General features: G+C 74.5%; 26 protein-coding genes. 8 read left to right on the forward strand and 18 right to left on the reverse strand.

What is annotated here, in order from left to right; all coding sequences use genetic code 11:
- Window positions 1-2: 2 nt before the first annotated feature.
- The 9 genes from P8A18_RS26680 to rpmG form a co-directional block, all read right to left on the reverse strand.
- On the reverse strand, window positions 3-1,961 hold the full coding sequence (locus P8A18_RS26680) for a TOMM precursor leader peptide-binding protein (RefSeq protein WP_306058418.1): 1,959 nt from the start codon (window positions 1,959-1,961) through the stop codon (window positions 3-5).
- A complete protein-coding gene (locus tag P8A18_RS26685; RefSeq protein WP_306058422.1) occupies window positions 1,951-3,750 on the reverse strand; it encodes a hypothetical protein in 1,800 nt (599 codons plus the stop codon). Before P8A18_RS26685 ends, P8A18_RS26680 begins: the two co-directional genes overlap by 11 nt.
- On the reverse strand, window positions 3,747-6,314 hold the full coding sequence (locus P8A18_RS26690; protein ID WP_306058424.1) for a lantibiotic dehydratase family protein: 2,568 nt from the start codon (window positions 6,312-6,314) through the stop codon (window positions 3,747-3,749). The genes P8A18_RS26685 and P8A18_RS26690 overlap by 4 nt, the downstream gene beginning before the upstream one ends.
- Window positions 6,311-7,477: a hypothetical protein gene (locus tag P8A18_RS26695; protein WP_306058426.1), complete on the reverse strand. Its 1,167-nt coding sequence runs from the start codon at window positions 7,475-7,477 to the stop codon at window positions 6,311-6,313. The genes P8A18_RS26690 and P8A18_RS26695 overlap by 4 nt, the downstream gene beginning before the upstream one ends.
- Before the next feature lie 266 nt (window positions 7,478-7,743).
- A complete protein-coding gene (locus P8A18_RS26700; protein WP_306058428.1) occupies window positions 7,744-8,547 on the reverse strand; it encodes an alpha/beta fold hydrolase in 804 nt (267 codons plus the stop codon).
- Window positions 8,548-8,612: 65 nt separating this feature from the next.
- Window positions 8,613-8,783, reverse strand: coding sequence for a 50S ribosomal protein L32 (gene rpmF / locus P8A18_RS26705; protein WP_306058430.1), 171 nt, complete (start codon window positions 8,781-8,783; stop codon window positions 8,613-8,615).
- A 48-nt stretch (window positions 8,784-8,831) separates the two neighbouring features.
- A complete protein-coding gene (locus P8A18_RS26710) occupies window positions 8,832-9,983 on the reverse strand; it encodes a GTP-binding protein (RefSeq protein ID WP_306058432.1) in 1,152 nt (383 codons plus the stop codon).
- A complete protein-coding gene (locus P8A18_RS26715) occupies window positions 9,980-10,237 on the reverse strand; it encodes a type B 50S ribosomal protein L31 (protein ID WP_306058434.1) in 258 nt (85 codons plus the stop codon). Before P8A18_RS26715 ends, P8A18_RS26710 begins: the two co-directional genes overlap by 4 nt.
- 49 nt (window positions 10,238-10,286) lie before the next feature.
- Window positions 10,287-10,451 carry a 50S ribosomal protein L33 gene (gene rpmG / locus P8A18_RS26720; protein ID WP_018553596.1) on the reverse strand — a complete coding sequence of 55 codons (165 nt, stop codon included), beginning with the start codon at window positions 10,449-10,451 and terminating at the stop codon, window positions 10,287-10,289.
- A gap of 69 nt (window positions 10,452-10,520) precedes the next feature.
- On the opposite strand from rpmG, the gene rpmB reads away from it, so the two are divergent.
- Window positions 10,521-10,757, forward strand: a complete 237-nt coding sequence (gene rpmB / locus P8A18_RS26725) for a 50S ribosomal protein L28 (RefSeq protein WP_306058439.1) — start codon at window positions 10,521-10,523, stop codon at window positions 10,755-10,757.
- Entirely contained in the window at window positions 10,757-11,062 is a 306-nt protein-coding gene (rpsN, locus tag P8A18_RS26730; RefSeq protein WP_018553594.1) for a 30S ribosomal protein S14, read from the forward strand. Before rpmB ends, rpsN begins: the two co-directional genes overlap by 1 nt.
- Window positions 11,063-11,120: 58 nt before the next feature.
- Here the strand turns inward: rpsN and P8A18_RS26735 are convergent, their stop codons facing one another.
- Both P8A18_RS26735 and P8A18_RS26740 read right to left on the reverse strand, forming a co-directional pair.
- Entirely contained in the window at window positions 11,121-11,948 is an 828-nt protein-coding gene (locus P8A18_RS26735) for an SDR family oxidoreductase (protein ID WP_306058442.1), read from the reverse strand.
- Between the two features lie 194 nt (window positions 11,949-12,142).
- Entirely contained in the window at window positions 12,143-13,153 is a 1,011-nt protein-coding gene (locus P8A18_RS26740; RefSeq protein ID WP_306061159.1) for an AraC family transcriptional regulator, read from the reverse strand.
- 128 nt (window positions 13,154-13,281) lie between these two features.
- On the opposite strand from P8A18_RS26740, the gene P8A18_RS26745 reads away from it, so the two are divergent.
- From P8A18_RS26745 to P8A18_RS26760, 4 genes are all read left to right on the forward strand, one after another.
- Entirely contained in the window at window positions 13,282-13,821 is a 540-nt protein-coding gene (locus P8A18_RS26745; RefSeq protein WP_306058444.1) for a GNAT family N-acetyltransferase, read from the forward strand.
- 46 nt (window positions 13,822-13,867) lie between these two features.
- The gene (locus P8A18_RS26750) at window positions 13,868-14,512 is read left to right on the forward strand and encodes a class I SAM-dependent methyltransferase (protein WP_306058447.1); all 645 of its coding nucleotides are present in this window, start codon (window positions 13,868-13,870) and stop codon (window positions 14,510-14,512) included.
- A 158-nt stretch (window positions 14,513-14,670) separates the two neighbouring features.
- Entirely contained in the window at window positions 14,671-16,122 is a 1,452-nt protein-coding gene (locus P8A18_RS26755; RefSeq protein WP_306058449.1) for an MBL fold metallo-hydrolase, read from the forward strand.
- Entirely contained in the window at window positions 16,119-16,862 is a 744-nt protein-coding gene (locus tag P8A18_RS26760; RefSeq protein WP_306058451.1) for a sulfite exporter TauE/SafE family protein, read from the forward strand. The genes P8A18_RS26755 and P8A18_RS26760 overlap by 4 nt, the downstream gene beginning before the upstream one ends.
- A gap of 9 nt (window positions 16,863-16,871) precedes the next feature.
- Here the strand turns inward: P8A18_RS26760 and P8A18_RS26765 are convergent, their stop codons facing one another.
- Window positions 16,872-17,150 carry a metal-sensitive transcriptional regulator gene (locus tag P8A18_RS26765; protein WP_018553589.1) on the reverse strand — a complete coding sequence of 93 codons (279 nt, stop codon included), beginning with the start codon at window positions 17,148-17,150 and terminating at the stop codon, window positions 16,872-16,874.
- 272 nt (window positions 17,151-17,422) lie between these two features.
- Window positions 17,423-18,283 (reverse strand): SDR family oxidoreductase, encoded by an 861-nt coding sequence (locus P8A18_RS26770; protein WP_306058454.1) that lies wholly within the window; start codon window positions 18,281-18,283, stop codon window positions 17,423-17,425.
- A 298-nt stretch (window positions 18,284-18,581) separates the two neighbouring features.
- Between P8A18_RS26770 and P8A18_RS26775 the strand changes: the two genes are divergently transcribed.
- Together P8A18_RS26775 and P8A18_RS26780 are read left to right on the forward strand one after the other, a co-directional pair.
- Complete coding sequence (locus tag P8A18_RS26775) at window positions 18,582-19,268, forward strand: HemK2/MTQ2 family protein methyltransferase (protein ID WP_306058456.1); 687 nt, start codon at window positions 18,582-18,584, stop codon at window positions 19,266-19,268.
- On the forward strand, window positions 19,252-19,467 hold the full coding sequence (locus P8A18_RS26780) for a CDGSH iron-sulfur domain-containing protein (protein WP_306058458.1): 216 nt from the start codon (window positions 19,252-19,254) through the stop codon (window positions 19,465-19,467). The genes P8A18_RS26775 and P8A18_RS26780 overlap by 17 nt, the downstream gene beginning before the upstream one ends.
- Window positions 19,468-19,549: 82 nt before the next feature.
- Here P8A18_RS26780 and P8A18_RS26785 read toward each other — a convergent pair whose 3' ends face one another.
- From P8A18_RS26785 to P8A18_RS26805, 5 genes are read right to left on the reverse strand one after another with little or no spacing between them, the layout of a single operon-like run.
- Window positions 19,550-20,782 (reverse strand): cytochrome P450 family protein, encoded by a 1,233-nt coding sequence (locus P8A18_RS26785; RefSeq protein ID WP_306058460.1) that lies wholly within the window; start codon window positions 20,780-20,782, stop codon window positions 19,550-19,552.
- 11 nt (window positions 20,783-20,793) lie between these two features.
- Window positions 20,794-22,005 carry a cytochrome P450 gene (locus P8A18_RS26790; protein WP_306058462.1) on the reverse strand — a complete coding sequence of 404 codons (1,212 nt, stop codon included), beginning with the start codon at window positions 22,003-22,005 and terminating at the stop codon, window positions 20,794-20,796.
- Window positions 22,002-22,628: a GTP-binding protein gene (locus tag P8A18_RS26795; protein ID WP_306058463.1), complete on the reverse strand. Its 627-nt coding sequence runs from the start codon at window positions 22,626-22,628 to the stop codon at window positions 22,002-22,004. The genes P8A18_RS26790 and P8A18_RS26795 overlap by 4 nt, the downstream gene beginning before the upstream one ends.
- Window positions 22,606-22,932, reverse strand: a complete 327-nt coding sequence (locus P8A18_RS26800; protein WP_018553565.1) for a DUF742 domain-containing protein — start codon at window positions 22,930-22,932, stop codon at window positions 22,606-22,608. Before P8A18_RS26800 ends, P8A18_RS26795 begins: the two co-directional genes overlap by 23 nt.
- 23 nt (window positions 22,933-22,955) lie before the next feature.
- The gene (locus P8A18_RS26805; protein WP_306058465.1) at window positions 22,956-23,384 is read right to left on the reverse strand and encodes a roadblock/LC7 domain-containing protein; all 429 of its coding nucleotides are present in this window, start codon (window positions 23,382-23,384) and stop codon (window positions 22,956-22,958) included.
- Window positions 23,385-23,386: the final 2 nt, after the last annotated feature.

Consider the following 23,386-nt stretch of genomic DNA (forward strand, 5'->3'; position numbering starts at 1 on the left):
GGTCACGGGAACGGGTGGGGGTCGTAGGGCGCCTTACGGTGCTCCGCGGGGGTGCCCGCGAGCGCGGCCGCCAGCCGGGGCAGCCCGCTCAGCCGCTGCTGGGGCTGGCCGAAGCACATCGGGGTGATGCCGGGCACGACCGCCTTGGCGACCGCGAGCCCCAGGTCCCGGTGCTCACGGGTGGACTGGTCCACCATCAGGACACGTTCGAGACCGGCGTCCGCGAAGAGCCCGGCGGTGAAGTCCAGCGCCCGGCGCACATCGCCGCCCGCCGCCTCCCGCAGCCGGTGCGGCCAGGCGGGAAAGGCGTCCCGCAGGGCGACCCGGCGCCCGCCGAGCACCGAGACGACGCGCGGCAGCGCCTCCGGCAGCGAGTACAGCTTCAGATGGTCGTGCAACTGGTCCACCAGCCACGGATCGGCGAACATCGGCTCGATGTCCTCGCGGGTCCAGGTCACCGGATCGGTGACCAGCTGCGCCAGCTCCCACAGGGCGGTACGCGCCACGGCCACCGGGTCGCAGCCGGACCCCGCGGCGGAGAAGCTGGCCGGGAAGGGCTGTTCCCGGTTCACCGCGAGCGACCAGACGACCGGGAGGTCGATGTCGCCCGTCGCCACCAGCAGATGGACGTCGAAGCCGTGCGCGTCGATCAGGTCCAGCAGGCGCCGCGAGGCCGGATCGGTGACGGAGGAGAGCTCGATCGTCGGCAACGGAGCCGCCCGGTGCCAGGCGTTCAGGAAGGCGTCCCGCTCCGCCAGTTCGAACAGCGAGTGCAGCACCGCCTCCTCCGGCGACGAGCCCAGGGCGCAGCCGCTGGAGGAGTCGTGGAAGTAGAAGGTGCGTGCCCGCGAGTCGCTGCGGCGCACCGTGTCGTACGCCCGCCCGAACCGGTGGTCGTACTGGTAGAAACCGATCTCCGCCGGGACGAGCGACGACGGCCCGCCGTGCAGGTCCCGGGCCCACACCCAGTCCATCGGGGTGTCCGGGCTGTACGGCGTGACCCGGCTGCCGGGGTGGGCCAGCTGCTCCTCGGTGTACTGGCCGAGGGTGCCGGGGTCCACGGCCCGGTCGGCGACCTCGCGGTAGCTGACCGCGCCGACGACGGCCGCCTCGTGGGGGAAGCCCCCCAGCCGCTCGTACGCCTCCAGGATGGCGACCGGCTCGGCGTCGGCGAAGGTCCCCGCGCGGGCGAAGCCCATGGCCAGCGACTCCGGCAGGGAGGCCACACTCATGGCGTACGGCGGCGACGCCTCCCGCACCACCCGGTCGACCGGCCCGAACCGGGGGTCCACCGTCCGCGCGCGGAGCAGTCCGGGGCCGAGCAGTCCGGCACCGTCCGCGCCGCGCGTCGGCCCGTCCGGTCCGGCGAGTATCCGCCGCACCGGCCACGGGGCGGGCGGGGCCGGGTCGAGCCCGGCGGGGTCGGCGGCGCAGACCCGGCAGCGGGCGCTGCGCCGGACCAGATGGCGGCGGGAGGAAGGCCCGCCGAGCGCGTACAACTCACCGGCTTCCAGGGGGCGTTCGTCCAGGCTCCGGAGGACGGGGGCCAGCATTTCCAGCAGGAACGGGCGGCGCATCGCGGGACGCGAGACCGGCCGCAGGGGGTCGGCGGCCAGGGGATGGCCGGCGACCACCCGGGAACGCAGCTCCGCACAGCCCGCGCAGCCGCCCTCCGCCCCGGGGACCCAGTACGGGCCGATCAGGACCTCACCGCCGAACAGCCGGACCGACAGATGCGGCCGGCCGCCGGCCGACGCGGCGTCCACCCGCTCCCGCTCCCAGTCCGGGTTCCAGCCGCGGTTCAGGGAGAGGGAGCCGGGCCGGGCGGCGACCAGCGGGAGCAGCGCTCGGGCCCACTCCCCGGCGGCGGGCCCGGTGAGGTCGGGACCGGTCGCCACCTCCGGGTCCGGGCCGGCGGCGGGCTGCGGCCGGGCGGGGGCCGTCATGATCTCACCGGGCATGTGCGGGCTCCTCGGCGTGCGCCGGGGCTTCGGGGGAAGCCGGGGGGACGGGGCTCGGGACGGGGCTCAGCGCGACCGGGCCGAAGAAGACGGGCAGGGTGCCGAGCACCGGGTCGGACCGCAGCGGTGTCCCCACGGGCTCCCCGGGGAGGAGGCCCGCCGCCGCGCGGGCGGCGATCTCCGCGCGCAGCCGCGCCAGGGCTTGCGGACCGGCCGTCCGCAGGGCCCCGGTGTGCACGGCCGCGACCCCGGCACCGGGCCGCAACCCGGCCGCGATGCGGCCGGCGAGGACCGTACCGAGGCAGCCGTGCGCGGCCTCCTCCCCGGTCGGGCCCCAGCCGTGTCCGTACACTTCGCCGGTCTCGGCGTGCACCGCCCGCGCCAGCGGCCAGCCGATCCCCGGTATCTCCAGCAGCCGCACCACGACCGGGAGTCCGTGCTCCTCGGCCAGAGCGCGCCGCACCACCTCGGTGGCGGGCAGCAGGCGTACGGGGTCCGGCCGCTCACTCGGTGCGGCGCGCTCGGTCAGCAGCCTGAGGGCGCCGTCCAGCAGCCACTGGTCCTCGGTGATCCCGGCGGCGCCCACCGCCGGACCGCCTTCCGGGACGGCCAGTTGACGCAGGGCCTCCAGGGCGACCGCGACGGTGGCACCCTGCTGGTCCCTGGCCCAGCCGATGACCCCGGCCCCCTTCCGGCCGGGCAGCCCCGCCTCGCGCAGCGCCAGCGGCAGCTGCGGCAGGTCGCCGCCCTCGGCCAGTTCGAACAGCCCGGTCCAGGGCGCGGACAGCGGGGCGACGACGCCTTGCAGCGCCGGGTCCGTCACCGGGGCGTTCCCGCTCTCCACGGGAGCCGGAGCCGGAGCGGGCTCCGGCACGGTGGCACCCGCCGCGGTGCGCAGCATGTCCGCCGACAGGTCCTCCCCGTGCACGACATGCGCGCCGCCCGCCGTGCCGACACCGGCCAGCACCTCGAACACCAACTGCCCGGCCAGGGCCCCCGCCAGCGCGTCGGCGCCGGGCCGGGGCGCGGGCCCGGTCTCCCGGGCAGCGGCCCAGTCCTCGGCACGGGCCGCCAGCGCGTCGGCGGTGTGCGCGCCGGACCCGCCGGTCACCACCGGGCCGGCCAGGGCGGTGGATCCGAGCCGCACCGGGACCAGCGGCACACCGTCGGGGAGCCCCAGCAGCCGGGCGGCGGCCTCCGCGACACCGGGGCCCTCGGCGCACCAGATCACCGCGTCCACATCGCTCACGTCCAGACCGTCCACGCCGTCCGTGAGCAGCTTCGCGCCCAGCCGCCGCGCGGTGGCCACCGCGTCCTGCGGGTCGGTGGGGGCGAGCACCAGCCGGCCCGCACCGGCCCGCGCCAGCCCACGGGCCGCGGGCAGCACGGCCGCGCAGGGCCCGTGCAGCAGGACCCGGGCGGCGCGCAGCGCGCCGAAGGCGGCGTACGGGTCGTCGCTGAACGCCTCCAGATGGGCGAGCGCCTCACCGAAACGCTCCCGGGTCTCCTCGTCCGGTGCGCCGGCGGTGAACCGCTCCGGGTCCAGCAGCAGGTCGCGGGCGCGCAGTTCGTCGGTGAGCCTGCGCACGGCGGGCCTGGCCCGCTCCGAGCCGAGCGCCGTCACCAGCTCGTCCTCCGTGGCGCCCGTCTCCAGCAGCGGGACGCAGACATCCGCGACGGTGAGCAGCACCTTGGGACCCAGAATCACGAACTGGGTGCGCGGCCCACTGAAGTAGACGCCTCCCGTGACGGGTGCGTAGTGCAGATACGGCCGTGACCTCATCGTCATGCGGTCTTTCCTCCGTAGGTGAAGGGAGCACCGGCGGTCCGGGCGATCTCGACCACCCATTCCGCCGCGTGCCGGGAGTCCGCCACGGTGGGCAGGGCCTCTTCCAGATAGCCGGGGCTCCGCCGTTCCATCAGCCGGGGCAGCACCCGTACGCTCACGGCGCTCTCCAGGTCGGTGTACTGGGGCTTCTGCCGCTGCCGGTGTTCCTCGGCGCCGAAGCCGAGCGCGGCGGCGGCCTGGAGCGCCTCCGTTCCGTAGGTGTCCTCCAGCGGTGTCTTGAGGACCACTTCGGCGGGTGCGCCGTGCCGGGCGCGCCAGCGGGCGAGTGCCCGCAGCCGGTCGGTCTCCTCCCGGCCGGCCGTGACCGCTTCGGCCAGTTCCCTCCCGCCGTACCAGCGCCGCCTGGCCAGCACCGCGCGCCCCACCGAGACCCGGGGGCAGACCCGGGTGGCGTCACCCGAACCGCCCGCCGACGCGAGCCAGTCGCCGACGAAGTCCTCCATCAGCCGGCCGCCGCTGACCAGCCACGCCGCGATACGCACCGGGGCGGGCAGGAACTCGGGGTGGCCGCTGCCCAGGGTCAGCACCCGCAGGTCGCGGCCCTCGGCGTCGCGGACGCACAGCGCGTCGGTGGCCGGATCGTGGGCGAGGCGCAGAGTGAACCAGCCCTCCGCGTCGATGCCGTGGGGCAGCACCCGGGCGTGCGCGTTGACGTTCAGCCGGTGCAGCCCGAGGTCCTCGGCGACCCGCCGGCCGTCCGCCCCGTACTGCCGCCGCAGCCGCTGTGCCAGATACGGCAGGGCCGGGCCGTCCAGCTCGCGGTCGGCGCCGAGGAACCGGCCGTAGAGCATGCCGTGCCCGGCGTACGCGTCGTTGTAGATCAGCCGGTCCTGCCAGGGCTGCACCAGCACGCCGTAGGCCAGCGGGTCCTGGCGGAAGCGGTCCGGGAGCGCGGCGACCAGGCCGCGGGCCTCCCGCGCGGTCAGGACCACGTCCCGGGCGTCGGGGCCCGCGTCCGTGAGCCTGCTCCGCATCCGGGCCAGGACGTCCACGCGCAGTTGGTGCAGCCGGCCGAGGGAGCCGTCGGCCGGGCCGCCGTCCTGGGGGATCTCGCCGTCCAGCGAACCGCCCCGCCGGTAGACCTCGGCGGAGATCCGTTCGGCGTGCTCGGCGAGCGGCACCTCGGCCCCCGCTCCGTACCACTCCACGAAGATCGCGGAGAGCACCGCGCGGATGTCGTGCAACCGGTCGAAGACCGACAGGAGTTCCACCACCGCCGCCATGTCGTCCAGGGCGCCGTGCCAGGGGGCGGTGTCCACCGTCAGGGACGGCAGTACGTAGTCCTCCTCCACCAGGACCTGCGCGGGCCGGCCGGCGCGGTTGCTGAGGTCGGCGAGTGTGCCGCGCAGCCGGGTGAGCACGGCGGTCCGCCGCTCGGCCGGGGCGGCGGCGACCTCCGGGAGCAGCCCGTTCACCTCCGCCAGGAGCGGGGCGCTGGGCAGGCCGGGGCGGTCGAGCGCCGTACGGAAGGGCAGGTCGCCGTCCTCGGGGCCGTCGCTCAGGCAGAGGATTCCCGCACGCACGGCCCCCCGCACCGCGGTCAGCGCGTCCTCGGCCGGGCAGCCGAACTCCCCGGCCACCTCGGCCGCGACGGCGGACACCTGCCGGGCGCCCAGGGCCACGGCGTTCAGCATCGGACGCACCGGCCCCGCGACCGAGGTGGAGAGCCGGCGGATGAGGCCCCCGGAGGGCTGAAGGAACATCAGCTTCTCGCGCCCCGGCCCGAATTCGGAGGTCGGCGGCAGCTGCACCCAGTCCTCCGGCCGCACCGCCCGCCCCGGTTCGGCCTCGTACCTGAGTCCGCCGAGGACGTAGTGCAGCATGATCCGGTCCAGCCCGACGACCGGGACCGCGCCGTCGGGGGCCACGTCGTCGAGCGCGACGCCCCGCGGGCCGGGGCGGGCCAGCCCGACCGCGGTGAACCGGGAGAGCGGGCTGGTGCGGATCATGGCGCGGGTGACGTACTGGACCAGGCCGCGTTCGGACTTGCGCAGCCGGGCGGACAGCTTCCCCCCGCCCTCCAGGGCGGCCCGGTAGCGGTCGGCGCCGGCGGCCACCTCCGGTGCGACCAGGGCGAGCGAACGTCTGAGGTCGTCATCGGCGAGGAGCCCCGCCAGCCGTTTCCGCTCCCGGCCGGCGGCCTGCGGATACTCCCGGTCCAGCGCCTCGCGCAGCGCGTCCCGCTCGGAGCGGGCCGCCCGCCAGCGGGCCACCGCGGGCACCGGCTCGTCCCCGGTGCGCGGGGCGCGGTCGTTGTGGATGTCCCGGCGCAGCGCGATCAGCGGGCCGCGCCCGCCGGGGTCGGCGGTGGCGCCGATCAGCTGGTGCAGCTGAGCCGAGCAGACCTCCGCCGCGGCCTCGACCTCGTTCTCCGCGGCGCACACCTCGTCCAGCAGCGCGGCCAGTACGGGGTCCGCGAGCCGCGCCCTGGGCAGCGGGTTGACGCGCAGCATCCAGAGCGGTTCAGCGGCGGGGGCGTCCTCGCCCGTCGTCCCGGGCCTCACGCGACGGTCCCGGCAGGCAGGCCCGCGGCCGTCCGGGCCTGTGCCGTCCGGGCCAGGCGGTCGCTCCAGGATTCGCCCAGCACCTCGTCCACGGTCTCCGCGATGGCGTAGCACAGGTAGTAGCGGTGCATCGGGGACACGTCCAGCAGCAGGAGCTGCTGGTAGAACAGGTTGATCAACAGGCGGTAGGACGCGAACCAGTCGGTGGTGCCGGCCACGGCCCCCGAGGCGTTCACCGCGGTGTGGAAGTCGCTGCCCCGGTGGCCGGTGACGTCCTCCTGGCCGGGCGGTCCCATGGTGCGCCGGTCGAAGCCGCCCTCCCGTTCCTCCAGCGTCCGCAGGGTCAGCGTCTCCTGCGCGACGGCCGAGTCGAAGACCCCCATGCAGTAGCCGAACGCCTGACGCCAACGGGCCGCCGAGGGGCCGCCGGTGTCCGCCAGGGTCTGCTCGACCAGGGCCCGCAGCAGCGGTGCGTCACCCGCGAGCCGGCGGGCGAAGACCGGCCGTACGTCCTTGCGGGGCGCCGCCCAGGAGAGGAACGCCTCGGCGTGACTGCGCAGCGAGAACACCCCGAACGGGATACCGGAGTGGTGGGACGCCGCCAGCGCGACCATCGCCTCCGCCACCCGGGTGGGCAGGGTGCCCGCACCCGCGGCGGCCTCGGCGACCGCCGCCGTCAGCGGCCGGTTGATCCGGGTCAGCGCCAGATCGCACAGGGCGTTCAGCGGCTCGGGCCAGGTGGCGGTCCGTGTGGCGTCCAGCCATTCGAGCCGGCCGTGCGGGTGCATCGGCAGATAGGGCGGCTCGACCCGCTCCAGCCTGCCGAACTCCCGTGCGCGGACGAGGTAGTCCTCCTCGCTCAGCTGCTCATCGGGGACCAGCGGCCCCGCGTCCAGCTTCGCCGCGATGTCGTCCCACGGCAGCACGGCCCCCGCCTCACCCCCGGCCGGCCGGGCCACCAGGTCCACATGGGGGCCGTGCAGCCAGCCCCGCCGCAGATACAGCACCGGGGCGTTCAGCTCCTCGTCGAGCGCCCGGACGGCGGGCAGGACGGCGTTCGCCAGCCACTGGGGATGGATGCCCCCTCGCGTGAAGAGCCGGACTCCGGTGGTGATGCCAGGGGCACGGGCCGGAATTGCAGCGGGTTCGGTATCCAGGTTCAAACCGTGTCACCTGCCGTGATCGGGGCGGTCGGGGCGAGCCGCCGCCGATCCTGCGTCGCCGCCGGGTGACCGGACAACGGCAGGGGGAGCCCGGCTGACATGCGTCACGCCTTTGATGACATTGATCACTTTCCGCAGGTGAGGAGTCGACGCGCGCGCGACCGCGGTGCATAGGATCGGCCGAACGCACCGAACCGGACCGCCCGTCGGTGAACCGGCCCCGGCCCCGGATCGGAGGCCGGGGACGTCGACGTCCTCGTGCCCTGCTACCGGGCGGCCTCGGCCAGGAACCCCGACAGCGCCCCGTACAGCGCCTCCGGCGCCTCCAGGTGTACGTCGTGTCCCGTGCCGGGGATGCTGACGGCCCTGGTTTCGGGGCGCAGGCGGAGCATCTCGGTGACCTCGTCGGCGGGGAGGAAGCCGGACCGGGCCAGGACGAGCAGGGTGGGGCACGTGACGCGGGCCCACGCGTCGTGGAAGGAGCGCTGGGCGTTCTCCGCCAGTGAGCGGACCAGGACGTCCCGGTCGAAGCGGGGCCACCAGCCGTCGGCGCGCTGTTCCAGGCCCGCCGCCCAGCCCGCGCCGAGGCTGCCGCCGCCGAAGAAGGCTGCCGCCGCCTCGGGCGAGGGGAACGGGACCGGCCATGAGTCCAGCCAGTTGCCGATGTTCGTGGGGAGGTCCGGGTTCGGGCCGCCGAAGCCGGCTTCCACGAGGGCCAGCGCGCCGATGCGGCCGGGGTGCGCGGCTGCGGTGAGCATCGCGGTGTGGCCGCCCATGGACTGGCCGACCAGGACGGGGCGGTCCAGGGCGAAGTGGTCGATGACGGCGATGACGTCCGCGATGTACGCGGCGCGGGAGACATCGTGCGGGTGGCGTTCGGAGGCGCCGTGTCCGCGCTGGTCCACCGTGACGACGCGGTGGCAGGAGGCCAGTAGCTCGGCCGGCGCGTCCCATTCGCCCCCGTACCCGGCCAACCCGTGCAGCAGCACCACGGGTTGGCCAGGCCCGCCCCGCTCACGGCAGGCGATCCGGGTGTCGTCCCGTACGAGCAGGTGTTCACGCCACGGCATGACGGGCCCCCAAGTCCTCAAGGATCAGCCGGCCTCGATCATGCCGGAGCCGTGGCGGTGGGTCTTCAGATTTTTGGGTGGAGCAGGCCGCGCTCGTACGCCTTGCGCAGGTGCTGCGGGACCAGGTGGGTGGCGCCGTCGACGGTGACGGGGACCAGCGCCGGGGCGTCGGCCCGCCACTGGGCGCGGCGGTGGCGGGTGTTGCTGCGGGACATCTTGCGTTTGGGGACTGCCATGACGGCCGGTCCTTTCCAGGAGAGGGATGGGGGAGGGAAGAGGGGATGTCAGACGGCCGGGTCGAGCAGGTGGTCGAAACCGGTGGGCCGCGACCAGGCGTCGGGCCCGGACGTCAGCTCGTCGTCGGTGAGCAGGCAGGCGTCGAGCAGTGCGAGCAGCCTGGCCCGGTCGAGTCCCGGTGAGGTGAAGACGAGGTGCTGGCAGCGGTCGCCGTGTTCGGGGTGCCAGTCCAGCGCGGCGGCGGTACGGCGTTCGGCGGGCATCAGCTCCCAGGCGGCGTCCGGGAGCGAGGCCATCCACGGTCCCGCGTTCTCCACGCACAGCGCGCCGCCCGCCGCGTCCCAGGCGAGCAGGGAGTCCGGCCGGTCGGCGAGCCAGAACCGCCCGCGGCTCCGGGCCGCCGCGCAGCACAGGTCCTCCAGCGCCTCGTAGAGCCGGCCGGCGTGGAAGGGCCTGCGGCGCTGCCACACGAGCGTGCCGACCCCGTGCGCGTCGCAGTCGTGGGGGAGCCGGGCGCAGGCCGGATGCTGTGCGGCCGCCGCTGCCGCCACGTCGAACCCCGCCGTCGCCGCCGCGGCAAGACGGCCGGAGCGGACGGGGATCCGGGTCGCGGTGGGGTGGAGCTGGCGCAGCAGCGCGAGATCGTCCGGGCCGGTGCCGGGGCTGTCGGTGACGGCGAGTACGGGGGCGTACTCCAGCTGCCGTGCGAACGTGTCGCCCACCGTGCGCCGGTCCGTGACGGCCGCGGCGAGACCGGCCTCGGCGAGGTCGTCGCCGTTGGACAGGCAGGGCAGGACGAGGGCCGGGTCCACGGCGGTCATGACGCCGGTGAGCCGGAAGACGCCGTGGCCGTGGGCGGCGACGACCTCGGCCATGGAGCGGGGCTCGACGGAGTCCCACAGTTCCACGACCGCGAGCCGGGTCGTGCCGTCCTCGGCCAGGCGCACCAGCTCGGGCACGAGGTCCTCGCGCAGCGCGCAGCAGGCGCAGTCGTTGACCAGGGGCGTGTCGCCGCAGGCCGTCTCGCCGTGGGCGTCGCGCACGCTGCGGCGTACGGTGCCCGCCGGGCCCGCGGACAGGTCGTGGTGCAGGGCGACGCCGCCGGGGACCTCGCGCAGCAGTCGTCCGACCGTCTCGCGCCGGGCGTCGCCGTGCAGTCCGGCGACGATCACCACGGGCATCGGGTCCGTGGGCGTCATCGCCGGCCTCCGCCCTGTCCGTAGCGGCGCTCGAAGCGTTCGACGCGGCCCGCGGTGTCCAGGACGCGTGCGGTGCCGGTGTAGAAGGGGTGGCTCGCCGAGGAGATCTCGACGTCGACCACCGGGTAGGTGTGGCCGTCCTCCCAGTCGATCGTCTTCTCGCTGGTCATGGTCGAACGGGTCAGGATGGCGAAGCCTCCGGCCTTGTCGCGGAAGACGACGGGGCGGTAGGCGGGGTGGATTCCGTGCTTCATGGGTGGTCGGTCCCTGGGTGTGGGTGGTCGCGGGCAGGGTGGGGCGGGGTCAGCGTTCCTCGCGGAAGTCGACATGGCGGCGGACCACCGGGTCGAACTTGCGCAGGACCAGCCGGTCCGGGTCGTTGCGGCGGTTCTTGCGCGTCACGTACGTGTAGCCGGTTCCGGCGGTGGAGCGGAGCTTGATGATCGGGCGTACTTCGTTGCGAGCCATGACGGGTAGCATACGACAATGATTTCCATTACCGGTAAGCCGGTGACGAGAGAGAGGCAGAGCCCCCGTATGTCCGCCCACTGTCAGCTGACCGGTGCCGAGCCGGTCTTCGGCAAGAAGATCTCCCATTCCCATCGGCGCACCTCGCGCCGTTTCGACCCCAACATCCAGAACAAGCGCTACTGGCTTCCCGGCGAGGGGCGTTACGTCCGCCTGCGGCTGAGCGTGCGGGCCATCAGGACCGTGGACGCCATCGGCGTGGAGGCCGCGGTCGCCCGGATCCGGGCCCGCGGGGAGCGTGTCTGATGGCGAAGCAGAGCAAGATCGCGAAGAACGAGAAGCGGAAGCGGATCGTGGCCCGCTACGCGCAACGGCGCGCCGAGCTGAAGGCCGTCCTGGTCTCGCCCCGGACCACGGACGACGAGAAGGCCGCCGCGCGAGCGGAACTGGGGCGCCAGCCCCGTGACGCGAGCGCCACCCGCGTACGCAACCGTGACAGCGTGGACGGGCGGCCGCGCGGCCATCTGCGCAAGTTCGGCCTGTCCCGGGTGCGCCTGCGCGAGCAGGCCCATGCCGGATACCTGCCGGGGGTGACCAAGTCCTCCTGGTGAACCGCCGGATGGGGGTGCCGTGCGTACGTTCGCACGGCACCCCCGCCGGTCACCCTCCTCAGCTCCCGCCGTCCCGCTTCGCCCGCATCTTTCGCTGTACGCGGGCGCCCCGCGCCACCGCCCACGGCAGGGCGCGCAGGCCGAAGCGGGGGAAGGCGTCGGCCAGGCGGACCTGTACGCCCCGGCCGCGGGGGAGCGTCGTGACCGGGCGCGGGTGGTCCAGGACCTTGCGTACCGCGGCGACCACCTCCTCCGGTTCGAGCAGCTTGCCCGAGAAGGAGAGCGCCGACGCCGGGTCGTCCAGCTTGTCGTGGAGCATCGGTGTCCAGATGCCGTCCGGGCAGACGCAGGAGATGTCGATCTCCGTGAGCCCGGCCAGGCGCAGGTCGGCCAGGGTGCTCAGGCTGAAACCGATCGCGGCGTGCTTGGACGCCGCGTACACCGCCTCGCCCGGGACCGGGGTCAGTCCCGCCAGCGACACGATGTTGACGATGTGCCCGCCCGTCCCGCGCATCGCCTCGATCGCGGTGACGGTCCCGTTGACGGTGCCGAGCGCGTTGACCTCCAGCATCAGGCGGCGCACCTCGGGGGTCTGCTCCCAGACCGGGCCCGTCACGAGCACGCCCGCGTTGTTCACCCATACATCGAGGCGCCCCGCCTCCGCGACGACTCGGTCCCGGGCCGCCGTGACCTGCGACGCGTCGCGCACATCGACCGCCGCCCACGACACATCGGGCCCGAGGCCGGCCGCCGCCGACCGTGCCGCGGCCTCGTCCACGTCGGTGACCAGGACGTGGTGGCCGCGCTCGACCAGGGCGGCGGCGATCAGCCTGCCGAGCCCGCGGCCCGCCCCCGTCACCACCGCGCCCGCGCGTGCCGCGCTCACCGGAGGCCGCCCCCGGCATGGCCGGATCCCGGCACCGCCCGCTCCGGCGGCCGGGCCCCCGGCGTGGTGTCCGCTGCTGTCATGACCCACTCCCTCGCGCTCGTCGTCCGGCCCGCAGCATGCCCGCCGGGACGGGGCGGGATTTGTTCCGGCGCGACAATTCCCGGAAGACGGCGGGGCGGCGGCCCTCGGCCTCAGGAGGTACCGCGTGCCAGCCGGCGCACCTCGCTCGGGCTCGCGCCCCGCCAGCGCCGTACCGCGTGGCTGAGGCCGGACTGGTCGGCGAAGCCCGCCATCGCGGCCACCTGGCCGAGGGGCAGATCGGTGGTCGTGATGTAGCGCAGCGCGAGGTCCCGCCGTACGTCCTCCAGGATCTCGCCGAAGCCGGTCGACTCCGCCGCGAGGCGCCGTTGCAGAGTGCGCGGGTGCATCGCGAGGAGCCGGGCGATGTGGTCGATGGCCGGGGGAGTGATGCCCACGGTCTCGATCAGGGCGCGCCGGGCGTGCGTGGCGACCCGGTCCTCCGGGTCCGTGTGGTGCCGGGCCAGATGGTCGACGGCGAGCCGGCGGACGGCCGCGTCGCCGCTGCTGAACTCCCGCTCCAGCAGCCGCCGTTCCACCCGCAGCGCGCCGGCCTGGCTCCCGAACCGCACGTCCGCGCCGAAGAAGCCGGTGTACCGCGCGACCGGCGACAGCGGCTGGTGCGGCAGCTCCACCGACCGCAGCCCGCGCAGGCCGCCCACCAGCGCCGCCGCCACCCCGTGGAACAGCCCGATGCCCAGCTCCATGGCCTGCGGGGAGTACGGGGACTCGCGGGCGTCCTTGCGGTAGGTCAGCGCCACCACCTCGCGGCGACCCCTCGGGTCCGGCTCCACGGCGATGCTCAGCGCCGGGCTGTGTACGAACAGGAACCGCGACGCGCACTCCAGCGCCTCGGCCACCGTGGACGACGCCTCGATCGCGGGCGCCAGCCGGCCCAGGATGCCGATGTCCTGGGCGCGGGCCAGGCGGAGACCGAAGTCGGGGCAGCGCAGATCGCGGGCCGCCGCGTCGAGCATCGCGTCGTGCCCGGTGATCGGCACCAGCTCGTCGTCGGAGACCAGTGCCCGCAGCGGAATGGCGAACCGCCGGGCCAACTCGACCGGTTCACCGCCCAGTTCCTCCACGAGGCGCGTGAAGCCGCGCAGACTGGCTCCCCGGATCATCGCTCCCACGAGGCGATGCTAAGGGCTGTCCGGTCATCTCTGGTGGGCGCACGACGCGGCTACGGCACCTCGCCGCGTACGGGACCCCTGGCCGGCCGTGCCTCCTCACCGCCTGGATAATCCGTGCGGTGAATGATCGTGTGCGGTTGCCGGGCGGGCTGAGTCTGCGCCCCTGGGAGATGTCCGACGCGCTCGCCGTGCGGGAGGCGTTCGCCGAGCCGGGGATGGAGCGGCAGGCCGACGCGCCGGTCGTCACGGTGTCCGACGCCGAGGAGTGGATCGGGCGGCGGCGGGACCAGTGGAGCCGGGAGGCCGCCTTCGCGTTCGCCGTCGCGGACGCGTCGGGCACCGCGCTCGGCGGCGTCTCTGTGAGCGGCCCGGATGCCCACGCCACCGGCTGGGTCTCCTACTGGACCGGTTCCGCCGCACGCGGCAGGGGCGTGGCGACCCTCGGCTGCCGGGCGCTCGCCGACTGGTGCTTCGCCGAACTGGGCCTCTTCCGGCTGGAGCTGGGGCACCGTACCAACAACCCCGCCTCCTGCCGGGTGGCGCTCGCCTCCGGGTTCGTCGCCGAAGGGCTGCAACGGCGCAAGCTCGCGTACGACGGCGTCCGCTACGACGTCGAGACGCACGCCCGGCTCGCGACGGACCCGCGCCCGGCCCCGTAGGAAGCGGCCCGGTAGTCTGTCCGTGGCGGGCGCTACTGTCGCCGGCATGGTCGAACACGATGCCCTCCGCGCCACCCGCGACGCCTACGACGCCGCAGCCGTCCAGTACGCCCAGCTGTTCACCGACTCGCTCCGCGACGCTCCGCTGGACCGCGCGATGCTGGGCGCCTTCGCCGAGTACGTCGGCGCGGCCGGCGGTGGCCGGGTCGCGCTCGGCTGCGGGCCCGGCCACGTCACGGCCCACCTGGCGGGGCTCGGCCTTGAGGCGTTCGGCGTGGACGCCTCGCCCGCGATGATCGAGCTGGCGCGCACGGCGTGGCCGGAGCTGCGGTTCGACGTGGGGACGATGGCCGCGACGGACATCCCGGACGGGACGCTGGGCGGTGTGCTCTCGCGGTGGTCGGTCATCCACACCCCGCCGCCCGAACTCCCGGCAGTTCTCGGTGAGTTCCAGCGAGTCCTGGCGCCCGGCGGCCACCTTCTCATCTGCTTCTCCGCGACCGAAGGACCGGACCGCCCCACGCAGTCCTTCGATCACGCCGTCGCACTCGCCCACCGCTGGGCGCCCGGCCACCTCGCCGGGCTGCTGCGCGCGCACGGGCTGAACGAGGTGGCCCGGATGGTCCGCGAACCCGGGCCCGATGACCGGCGCCGGTTCCAGGAAGTGCACCTGCTCGCCCGCAAGGAGTAGCGTCCGGGCGCCCCTGAACACAAAGGGGCGCCCACGGTCGTACAAGGGGCGCCTGCGGCCTCGGAAATACCCCGGGGGGTACCCCTGTTACAGTGAAATATACCCCCGGGGGTAAGTCCCGGGCGGGAGTGCGCAGAGAACGATGGAGGGAGTCGACCGTGTTCTTCGTGGACACCCTGGAGACCGAGGGACTGGGCAACCGCAGCTACCTCGCCGGCGGGAGCGCGACGGCCGTCGTCGTCGACCCCCCGCGCGACGTGGAACGGATCGTCGCGGCGGCGGCCGCCCGGGGCGTGCGGATCGGGTACGTGGCGGAAACCCATGTGCACAACGACTACGTGACCGGCGGCCTCGAACTGGCCAGGCTGACCGGGGCCCGGTACCTGGTGCCCGCCGAGGCCCGGGTCTCCTTCGCGCGGGTGCCCGTCGCGGACGGGGACCAGGTCACCGTCGACACCGGCCTGACCCTGCGGGCGCTGGCCACCCCCGGGCACACACCGCACCACACCTCCTACGTGCTGGCCGACGACGGGCGCGAGGTCGCCGCGTTCACCGGAGGATCGCTGCTCATCGGTACGGTCGGGCGCCCCGACCTGGTCGAGCCGAGGCTCACCGAGCAGCTGGCCCGCGCCCAGCACGCCTCCGCCCACCGGCTGGCCGCCGAGCTGCCCGACGACGTCCGGGTGCTCCCCACCCATGGCTTCGGGAGCTTCTGCTCCTCCGCGCAGACCGAGGGCGACGCCACCACCATCGGCGAGCAGCGGACCGGCAACGACGCCCTGACCCAGGACGCCGACGCCTTCGTCGCGCGGCTGCTCGCCGGGCTGGAGGACGTGCCCGCGTACTACGCGCACATGGCCCCCCTCAACGCCGGCGGGCCGCCGCCCGTGGACCTGACACCGCCTCGGGCCGCCGACGCGGAGGAGATCGCGCGGCGCCTGGCCGCCGGTGAGTGGGTGGTGGACCTGCGCAGCCGTACCGCGTTCGCCCGGGGGCATGTGGCCGGGACGTTCAACTTCGAGGGCGAGGGCAAGCTCGCCACCTATCTGGCCTGGCTGATCCCCTGGGGCAAGCCGCTCACCCTGCTCGCCGCGTCCGCCGGGCAGCTCGCGGACGCCCAGCGCGAGCTGGTCCGGGTCGGCATCGACCGCCCGGCCGCCGCCGCCACCGGCACCCCGGACTCCTGGCTGCGGGCGGGAGAAGTCTTCCGGTCCTTCCCCCGTACCGACTTCGCCGCCCTGAAGCGGGCCCGCGAACGCGGTGAGGACCTCGTGGTGCTGGACGTGCGCCGCGACTCCGAGCGCGCCGGCGGCCACGTACGGGACTCCGTGCACATACCCGTGCACGAGTTGCACGAGCGCTCCGGCGAGGTGCCGGACGGCGTGGTGTGGGTGCACTGCGCCGGCGGGATGCGCGCGGCGATCGCCGCGTCCCTGCTCGACGCGGAGGGCCGGCGGGTCGTCGCCGTGGACGACGGCTTCGAGGCCGCCCGCCGCGCGGGACTGACCGTCACGGCCGGGGGAGGCGACGCGGACGACCGGCCCGGTGCCGACGGCGGCTCCGGCACGGCCACCGGCCCCGGGACCGGCGGGGGCGGTCCGGCGGCGTGAGTACGCTGATCCTGGCCCTGGTCTGCGGGGCCGTGGTCGGCCTGGCGCTCGGCGCGCTGGGCGGGGGCGGCAGCGTGCTGGCCATCCCGGCCCTCATCTACCTGCTCGGCCTCACCCCGGCCGCCGCGACCACCGCGAGCCTGTTCATCGTCACCGCCACCTCGGCGACCGCCCTGTACGCCCACGCCCGCGCCGGACACGTCCGCTGGAAGGCGGGGGCGGCGTTCGCGGCGGCGGGCGTCGTCCCGGCGGCGGTGGCCGGCCTCGCCGCCACCCGGCTCCCGGACGCGGTGCTCACGGCGGCCTTCGCCGCGCTCGCCGCGCTCGCCGCCGTGAAGATGCTGCGCCCCGCACCCGAGCGGGAACGGGGCGAGGTGCGGCCGTGGCGGGCCGGGGGAGCCGGGGCGGGGCTGGGCGCGGTGACGGGGCTGCTGGGTGTGGGCGGCGGATTCCTGGCCGTGCCCGCGCTGGTGACCGTCCTGGCCTTCGAGATGCAGGCCGCCGTCGGTACCAGCCTGCTGGTCATCACCGTCAACTCACTGACGTCCCTGGTCACCCGCTCCGGTGGTGCGACGGGCATGGACTGGGCGGTGACAGCGCCGTTCACGGGCGCCGCGATCCTCGGGGCGTGGGACGGCAGACGGCTGGCGGCGCGGGTCTCCGGACGCGGGCTCCAACGGCTGTTCGCCCTCGTGCTCCTCGCGGTCGCCGCCTTCATGCTCGGCGACGCGCTGATGTGACGGCGGTGATCAGGCCAGGGACAGGAACAGCTTTTCCAGGCGGGCCCGCATCTGGTTCCGGTCCGCCACCGGCTGCTCGCCGTCGGCCATGCAGTGCTGGAGTCCCGTCGCGATGATGGCGAAACCGGCCCGGTCCAGGGCGCGGGAGACCGCGGCCAGCTGCGTGATCACGTCCTCGCAGTCCCGGCCCTCCTCGATCATCCTGATGATCCCGGCGATCTGGCCCTGCGCCCGCTTCAGCCGGTTGAGCACCGACTTCAGCTCATCGGCCGCCATGTCGAGCTCCACGGTTCCTCCCTCGTCATACCCCTAGGGGTATATCGTACCGCGTTCGACGCGCTACGAGTCTGCCACCCGGGGCGTCCCCGTACGGCGGACACCGCTTGTGCGGGCCGGTGCCGTGGACCGCGCGAGCGGCGACCACGGCGGGCACCGCGCACCTGGCCGGGGGCGTCGACGGCCTCACCCGGTTGCCGGAGACCCCGGTGAAGGGCCTGTACCTGGCCTCCGCCTCCGCGCACCCGGGCGGCGGCCCCCGCTGCCGCGCCCTGTCAGCCCCGTCAGGTCCTCTCCGCCGCCCGGCCGCCCGCGCCGAGCAGACCGGTGGCCGTGAACTGCGAGCGGTTCAGCTCCTTGCGGGTCGCCAGGGAGACCACCCCCGGCAGCGCGGCCCGTACCGCCTGCACGCCGCGCAGCCACCCCGGGACGTACACCGCCGGGGAACGCCGCTCGACCGAGGCCACCAGGCGCCGGGCCACGTAGGACGCCGGGTAGGTCCTGCGGGCGGCCGGCGGCATGTGGGCCCGCAGCTCGCGGAGCACCGGGTGCTGGTCGGCGTCCCGGATCATGTCGGTGTCGATCCAGTTGAGGTACCCGATGCCCACGGTGACGCCGCGCGGGGCGAGTTCGGCCCGCAGGGAGTGGGCGAGGGACTCCACGCCCGCCTTGGAGGCGCAGTACGCGCTCATCATCGGCGCGGCACCGATGGAGGCCAGCGAGGCGACCTGGAGGTAGTGCCCGCGGGTGTCCAGGAGCTGCGGCAGGAACACCCGCGCGGTGACCGCGCTGCCGACGAGATTGACCTCGATCACGCGCCGCCAGCTCACCGGATCGGAGTCCGCGAACGGGCCGCCCTCGGCCACGCCCGCGTTGGCGACGACGACCGAGACGGGGCCCAGCCCGCGGCGTACGTCCTCGGCGGCACGGGCCATCGCCGCGTCGTCGGTGACATCGACGGGCCAGTGCCCGGACGGCGTGGGGAGCGTGGCGGCCACCCGGGCGAGCACGTCCTCCTCCAGGCCGAGCAGGGCCACGCGCACACCCCGGGCGGCCAGCTCGCGGGCCACGGCCTCCCCGAGGCCGCGCGCCCCGCCGGTCACCACGGCCGTGCGGCCGTTCAGCGGGTGCTTCCGGTCAGTCACGGGACTCCTTCGCGGTCCGGGGAGGGAGCCGTGTCCGGCGGTTCACGGCCGGGGCCGCCCCTTGTACCGGTCATGGTCACCCGCAGGCCGGGGATGTGCGCGGCGGGAGCGGCCGGAGCCCGCCCCGGGCATCTGGGGGCGGGCCCGGGGCAGGAGGCGGGGTACCGCCGTTCGAGTCGCGGCGGGCGGTCGGCCCGTTCACCCTGGACGGGATGAGCACGCGCCGGTGGGAAGCGAGGACCTGCCTGCCCCACCCCGTACGTGTCCGCACGTGTGCGCACCCTCATGGAGGATTCGGATGACGACAGCCGTCGCACCACCCGTCGGTCTGGGAAGGCTGTGGACCCTGCCCGGCGTCTACGCACCGCAGGCCGACACCCACCTGCTGGCGCGGGCGCTGCACGCCGAAGGACTCACCGCGGACATGGACGTCCTCGACGTCTGCACGGGGAGCGGCGCCCTCGCCCTGCTGGCCGCACGGAGCGGGGCCCGCGTCCTCGCGGTCGACATCTCGCTGCGCGCCGTGATGACGGCCCGCATGAACGCCGCCCGCGCCGGACACCGCGTCCGGGTGCTGCGCGGCGACCTCACCGGGCCCGTCGCCGCACAGCGCTTCGACCTGGTGATGAGCAACCCGCCGTACGTACCGGCCCCCGGCGCGCGCCGCTCCCGCAGCCACGGTCCCGAGGTCGCCTGGGACGCCGGTCTGTGCGGCCGCCGGGCACTGGACCGCATCTGCGACCACGCCCCCGGCCTGCTCCGGCCGAAAGGCGTGCTGCTCCTCGTCCACTCGGGCCTGTGCGGCGTGGAGGAGACGCGGGACCGGCTGACGGCCAACGGGCTGCGCTGCACGGTGACGACCCGGGCCGCCGTACCGTTCGGGCCGGTCATGACCCGGAGGCTGCCCTGGCTGCGCGCCCAGGGGCTGATCGGGGCCGGCGAGGACACCGAGGAACTGGTGGTCGTCCGTGCCGAACGAAGCTGACCGCCCCCGCCGCCTGACCGTCGAGCCCAACGGCCCGGTGCTCATCGAGGGGCCGGTGGAGATCGTCCGCGACGACGGCACGATCGCCGCCTCCGACCGCTTCCTCGTCGCCGTCTGCACCTGCCGCCGCAGCCGGACGTACCCGTGGTGCGACACCAGCCACCGCCGTCGTACGAAGCCCCCGGGCGGCCGGTCCTGACGGCCGGGCGGGTACGGAAACGGACGACGGCCCGCGCCTCCCCCGAGCGGGCCGCCGTCCGTTTGCGCGCGTGCCGGTGCGGTCAGTCCGTGGCCGGGCGGAGCCGGACCGGGAGGGCCTGGTGGCCGTTGCTGATCAGGGAGGGCAGGGGAAGCAGATCGGCCGCGGGCACGGCGAGTTCGATGCCGGGGAAGCGGTCGAAGAGCTGCTGGAGGGCCGTGGCGATCTCCAGACGGGCGAGCGGGGCGCCGAGGCAGAAGTGGACGCCGTGGCCGAAGGCCAGGTGGTCCTTGGCCGGGCGGGTGAGGTCGAAGTCGTCGGCGGTGGCGCCGTGCCAGTCCGGGTGGCGGTTGGCGACGGCGTACGAGGCGAGGATCGCCTCGCCCTCGGCGATCGTCTGTCCGTCGGGCAGCGGGATGTCGGACAGCGCGTAGCGCAGCGGCACGTGCTTGACGGCGGGCTCGTGGCGCAGGGTCTCCTCGACCACGTCGTTCCAGTCGGCGCGGCCGGCGCGCAGGTGGGCGAGCTGCTCGGGACGGGTCAGCAGGGCGGTGATGGCCTGGTCGATCACGTTGACCGTGGTGTCGTAACCGGCGGAGATCATCAGGAGCAGGGTGTCGCGCAGCTCCTCGGCGGTGAGGCTGCCGCCGTCGCCCTCCTCGTCGCGGGTGGCCAGCAGGAGCGAGGTCATGTCGTCGCCCGGCCGGGCGCGCTTGGAGTCGATGAGCTGGTCCAGCGCCTTGTACAGACCGGCCGTGTTGGCGGTGGCCTGCTCGACGGTGAGGGTCGTGTCGAAGACCCCGTCGACCACGGCGCGGAAGCCGTCGAGCTGGTCGTCGGGGACGCCCATGAGGCGGCCGATCACGGCTATCGGCAGCGGGTAGGCGAGGTGTGTGCGCAGGTCGACCGGCTCGCCGGACGGCTGTGCCTCTAGGCCGTCGAGGAGTTCGGAGACGACCTTCTCGATGGAGACGCGCAGGTCCTGGATGCGGCGGGCGCTGAACGCGGGGGCTATCATCCGGCGCAGCCGGCGGTGGTCACCGCCGTACGCGGTGAACATGTTGTTCACGGCGACCCACAGGGCGAGCGGCCAGGTGGCCACCGTCTCGGCGAAGGCCGGCCAGTGGGCGCGGGCGTCCTTGGAGACCTGGGAACTCGTCAGGAGTTCCTTGAGGAGCGCCGGTTCCGTGATCGACCACGCGGTCACCCCGAGGACGTCCACCCGGGTGGCGGGGCCGCGCTCGCGCAGCGTCCGGTACTCGGCGTGGCGGTCGGTGCCGGCGGGGTCGAGGACGAGGATCGACTGCTCGGTCATGGTGTCTTCCTTCAGTGGGAGGCGTTGAACACGATGGGCAGGGATTCCAGCGCGCGGTGGAAGGGGCCCGGCCGCCAGCGCAATTCGGCGGCCGGAACGGCGAGGTCCATCTCGGGCAGGGCGTCCAGCAGACAGGTGACCGCGGTCTCCGCGATGAGATACGCGTGGGAGCGGGCCGGGCAGTTGTGCGGGCCGATGCTCCAGGCCAGATGGGCGCGGTTGCCCGCGATGCCGCCCGGCGACCGCGCGATCGCCGGGTCGTTGTTGCAGGCGGCCATGGAGATGAGGACCGGCTGGTGGGCCGGGAGGAGCACCCCGTCGATGTCCGCCGGGTAGGGCGGATAGGTGATGCAGTAGTTCGCCATCGGCGGGTCCGTGTACAGGACGGTGTCGAGCGCGTCCCGCACGGTGGACTGCCCCGCGTGCAGCCCGGCGGAGAACTCCTCGTCGGTGAGGATCTTCAGCTGGGTGTTGGCGATGAGGTTGGTCAGCGGCTCGATGCCCGCCCCGTACAGCGTGACCAGCTGGTGCCCCATCTCCTCGTCGGTCAGCTGCGCCGGGTGGGTGACGAGCCGGGAGGTGATGTCGTCGGCGGGGTGGCGCCGGCGCAGGGCGACGAGATCGGCGACGGCCTGACCGAGGATCTCGTTGCCCCGCTGGGCGTCGGTGGCCTCGAAGATGCGCGACATCCCGTCGGCGATGCGCGCCCCGATCTCGTCCGGGCAGCCGAGCAGCGAGCTCAGGACGCGGAAGGCGATCGGCCAGGCGTACTGGGTGAGCAGATCGGCGCTCCCCGCGGTGATGAAGTCCCCGATGGCGTCCTCGGCCAGCTTCTCCACCCGGGCCCGCAACTCGTGCTGGTCGACGGCGTCGATGGCGGCGGTGTTGGCCGAACGGTAGCGGGCGTGTGCGGTGCCGCCGCTGCGCAGCGCGTTCGGGCGCCACTCCATCATCGGCCGCACCGGGCACGAGGCCGGCACCTGCTCCTGCCAGACGCGCGGGTCGTGCGGGAAGTAGAGCGGGTCGTTGAGGATGCGCCGGGCCTGGAAGTAGCCGATCACCAGCGTCGCCGGGACGCCCGGGGACAGGTCGACGGGCACCAGGGAGCCGTACGTCGCCCGCATCCGCGCGTACGCGGCGTGCGGGTCGGCGGCGAACTCCGGTTCGTACAGGGCGACCCGGCCCGGTCGGGCCGACGGCACGGTGCTGCTGGGGGAGGTCATGGCGTGGGCTCCAGGGAGAGGGCCGCGCGGTGCGAGGCGAGGTATTCCGTGAGCGTGATCAGGGCGTACACACAGGAGGTACGGTCCCGCGCGTCGCAGGTGGTCAGCGGTGTCGCCGGGTCCAGGGCGAGGGCCTCACGGATCTCGGGGACGCCGTACTCGGGGGCGCCGGGGAAGACGTTGATCGCGACCGCGTACGGGATGCCCTGGTCCTCCAGCAGCCCCAGCGCCTCGTGGCTCGCGTCCAGATCCCGGGTGTCGGCCAGGACCAGGCAGCCCAGGGCGCCGTGCGCCAGGTCCTCCCACAGGGGCTGGAAGCGGGCCTGTCCGGGCAGCCCGAACAGATACAGGGCGAGGGCGCCGCCGGCCAGGTGGATGCGGCCGAAGTCCATGCCCACGGTCGTCGTGGTCTTGTCCGGCGCACCGCGCAGATCGTCGATCCCGACGCTGTCCTGGGTGATCGGCTCCTCCATCCGCAGCGGCCTGACCTCCGAGACGCTGCCGATGAAGGTCGTCTTGCCGACGCCGAAACCGCCGGCGATCACGATCTTGGCGGACTGGGTCACCGTGGACGGCACGTACGAGATGCCGTTCGGTGAGTCAGACCAGTTCTCGCAGTCCATCAAGCACCTTCTGCAGGAGGTCGTTCTCGGGCTGGTCGTCGACGGCCGGGGCCGGACTGGCCAGATGGCCGCTGTCCATGAGGGAGGACACGATGATCCGGACGGTGGAGGGCGGCAGCTGGAGCGCCGCGGCGATGTCGGCGACGGCGAGACCGCCCCGGCCCACCGCGAACAGGCTCATCACCCGCCGCGCGTCGGGCCCCAGCTCGCCGACTGGGCCCGACGCGGCGACGACCACGCTCTCCAGGCGTACGTCCCGGTCCGGGCGGACGCGCCCGCCCGTACGGACGTAGGGCCGGACCATGTCCGGATCGTGCCGTGGTCCGCTCATGCGGCGGGGCCCCCGTCCGGCTGGAGGACCGGGGTGCGTTCCCTCGTGCCGAGCTGCTCGCCGAGGCGGACGACGAGCAGGGCCATGTGATGGCTGATCAGGCCGACGTCGGCGTGCGGTCCCGTCGTGACCACCGAGAGCATCGTGTGCTGCCCCGCCGCGGTCGTCAGCCCGATCGTGGACACGGACTCGATCAGCTGCTGGCGTACGCCCTGTCCGCCGGTGAACTCGTCCCACGCGCGGCCCGACGCGCGCAGCGAGGCGGTCAGCGCGGCCAGCTTCTCGCCGTCCTCCTGGCTGATGGTGCGGGTCCGGGCCTTGAGCAGACCGTCGCCGCTCATCAGCACGGCGTACCGGACGCCGTCCACCGATCCGAGCTGCTCGTCCAGCAGCCAGCCCAGGGTGTTCGCGTGCGTGTCCGACATGA

This window comes from Streptomyces sp. Mut1 (assembly GCF_030719295.1).
GTDB lineage: Bacteria > Actinomycetota > Actinomycetes > Streptomycetales > Streptomycetaceae > Streptomyces > Streptomyces castrisilvae.

Coding starts and splice junctions, on each gene's coding strand:
- rpmG (WP_018553596.1), bottom strand. CDS start 10,451: ATGGCTCGCAACGAAGTACGCCCGATCATCAAGCTCCGCTCCACCGCC.
- P8A18_RS26715 (WP_306058434.1), bottom strand. CDS start 10,237: ATGAAGCACGGAATCCACCCCGCCTACCGCCCCGTCGTCTTCCGCGAC.
- P8A18_RS26680 (WP_306058418.1), bottom strand. CDS start 1,961: ATGCCCGGTGAGATCATGACGGCCCCCGCCCGGCCGCAGCCCGCCGCC.
- rpmB (WP_306058439.1), top strand. CDS start 10,521: ATGTCCGCCCACTGTCAGCTGACCGGTGCCGAGCCGGTCTTCGGCAAG.
- P8A18_RS26685 (WP_306058422.1), bottom strand. CDS start 3,750: ATGACGATGAGGTCACGGCCGTATCTGCACTACGCACCCGTCACGGGA.
- rpmF (WP_306058430.1), bottom strand. CDS start 8,783: ATGGCAGTCCCCAAACGCAAGATGTCCCGCAGCAACACCCGCCACCGC.
- P8A18_RS26790 (WP_306058462.1), bottom strand. CDS start 22,005: ATGACCTCCCCCAGCAGCACCGTGCCGTCGGCCCGACCGGGCCGGGTC.
- rpsN (WP_018553594.1), top strand. CDS start 10,757: ATGGCGAAGCAGAGCAAGATCGCGAAGAACGAGAAGCGGAAGCGGATC.
- P8A18_RS26805 (WP_306058465.1), bottom strand. CDS start 23,384: ATGTCGGACACGCACGCGAACACCCTGGGCTGGCTGCTGGACGAGCAG.
- P8A18_RS26700 (WP_306058428.1), bottom strand. CDS start 8,547: ATGCCGTGGCGTGAACACCTGCTCGTACGGGACGACACCCGGATCGCC.
- P8A18_RS26795 (WP_306058463.1), bottom strand. CDS start 22,628: ATGGACTGCGAGAACTGGTCTGACTCACCGAACGGCATCTCGTACGTG.
- P8A18_RS26740 (WP_306061159.1), bottom strand. CDS start 13,153: ATGATCCGGGGAGCCAGTCTGCGCGGCTTCACGCGCCTCGTGGAGGAA.
- P8A18_RS26785 (WP_306058460.1), bottom strand. CDS start 20,782: ATGACCGAGCAGTCGATCCTCGTCCTCGACCCCGCCGGCACCGACCGC.
- P8A18_RS26710 (WP_306058432.1), bottom strand. CDS start 9,983: ATGACGCCCACGGACCCGATGCCCGTGGTGATCGTCGCCGGACTGCAC.
- P8A18_RS26750 (WP_306058447.1), top strand. CDS start 13,868: ATGGTCGAACACGATGCCCTCCGCGCCACCCGCGACGCCTACGACGCC.
- P8A18_RS26800 (WP_018553565.1), bottom strand. CDS start 22,932: ATGGTCCGGCCCTACGTCCGTACGGGCGGGCGCGTCCGCCCGGACCGG.
- P8A18_RS26775 (WP_306058456.1), top strand. CDS start 18,582: ATGACGACAGCCGTCGCACCACCCGTCGGTCTGGGAAGGCTGTGGACC.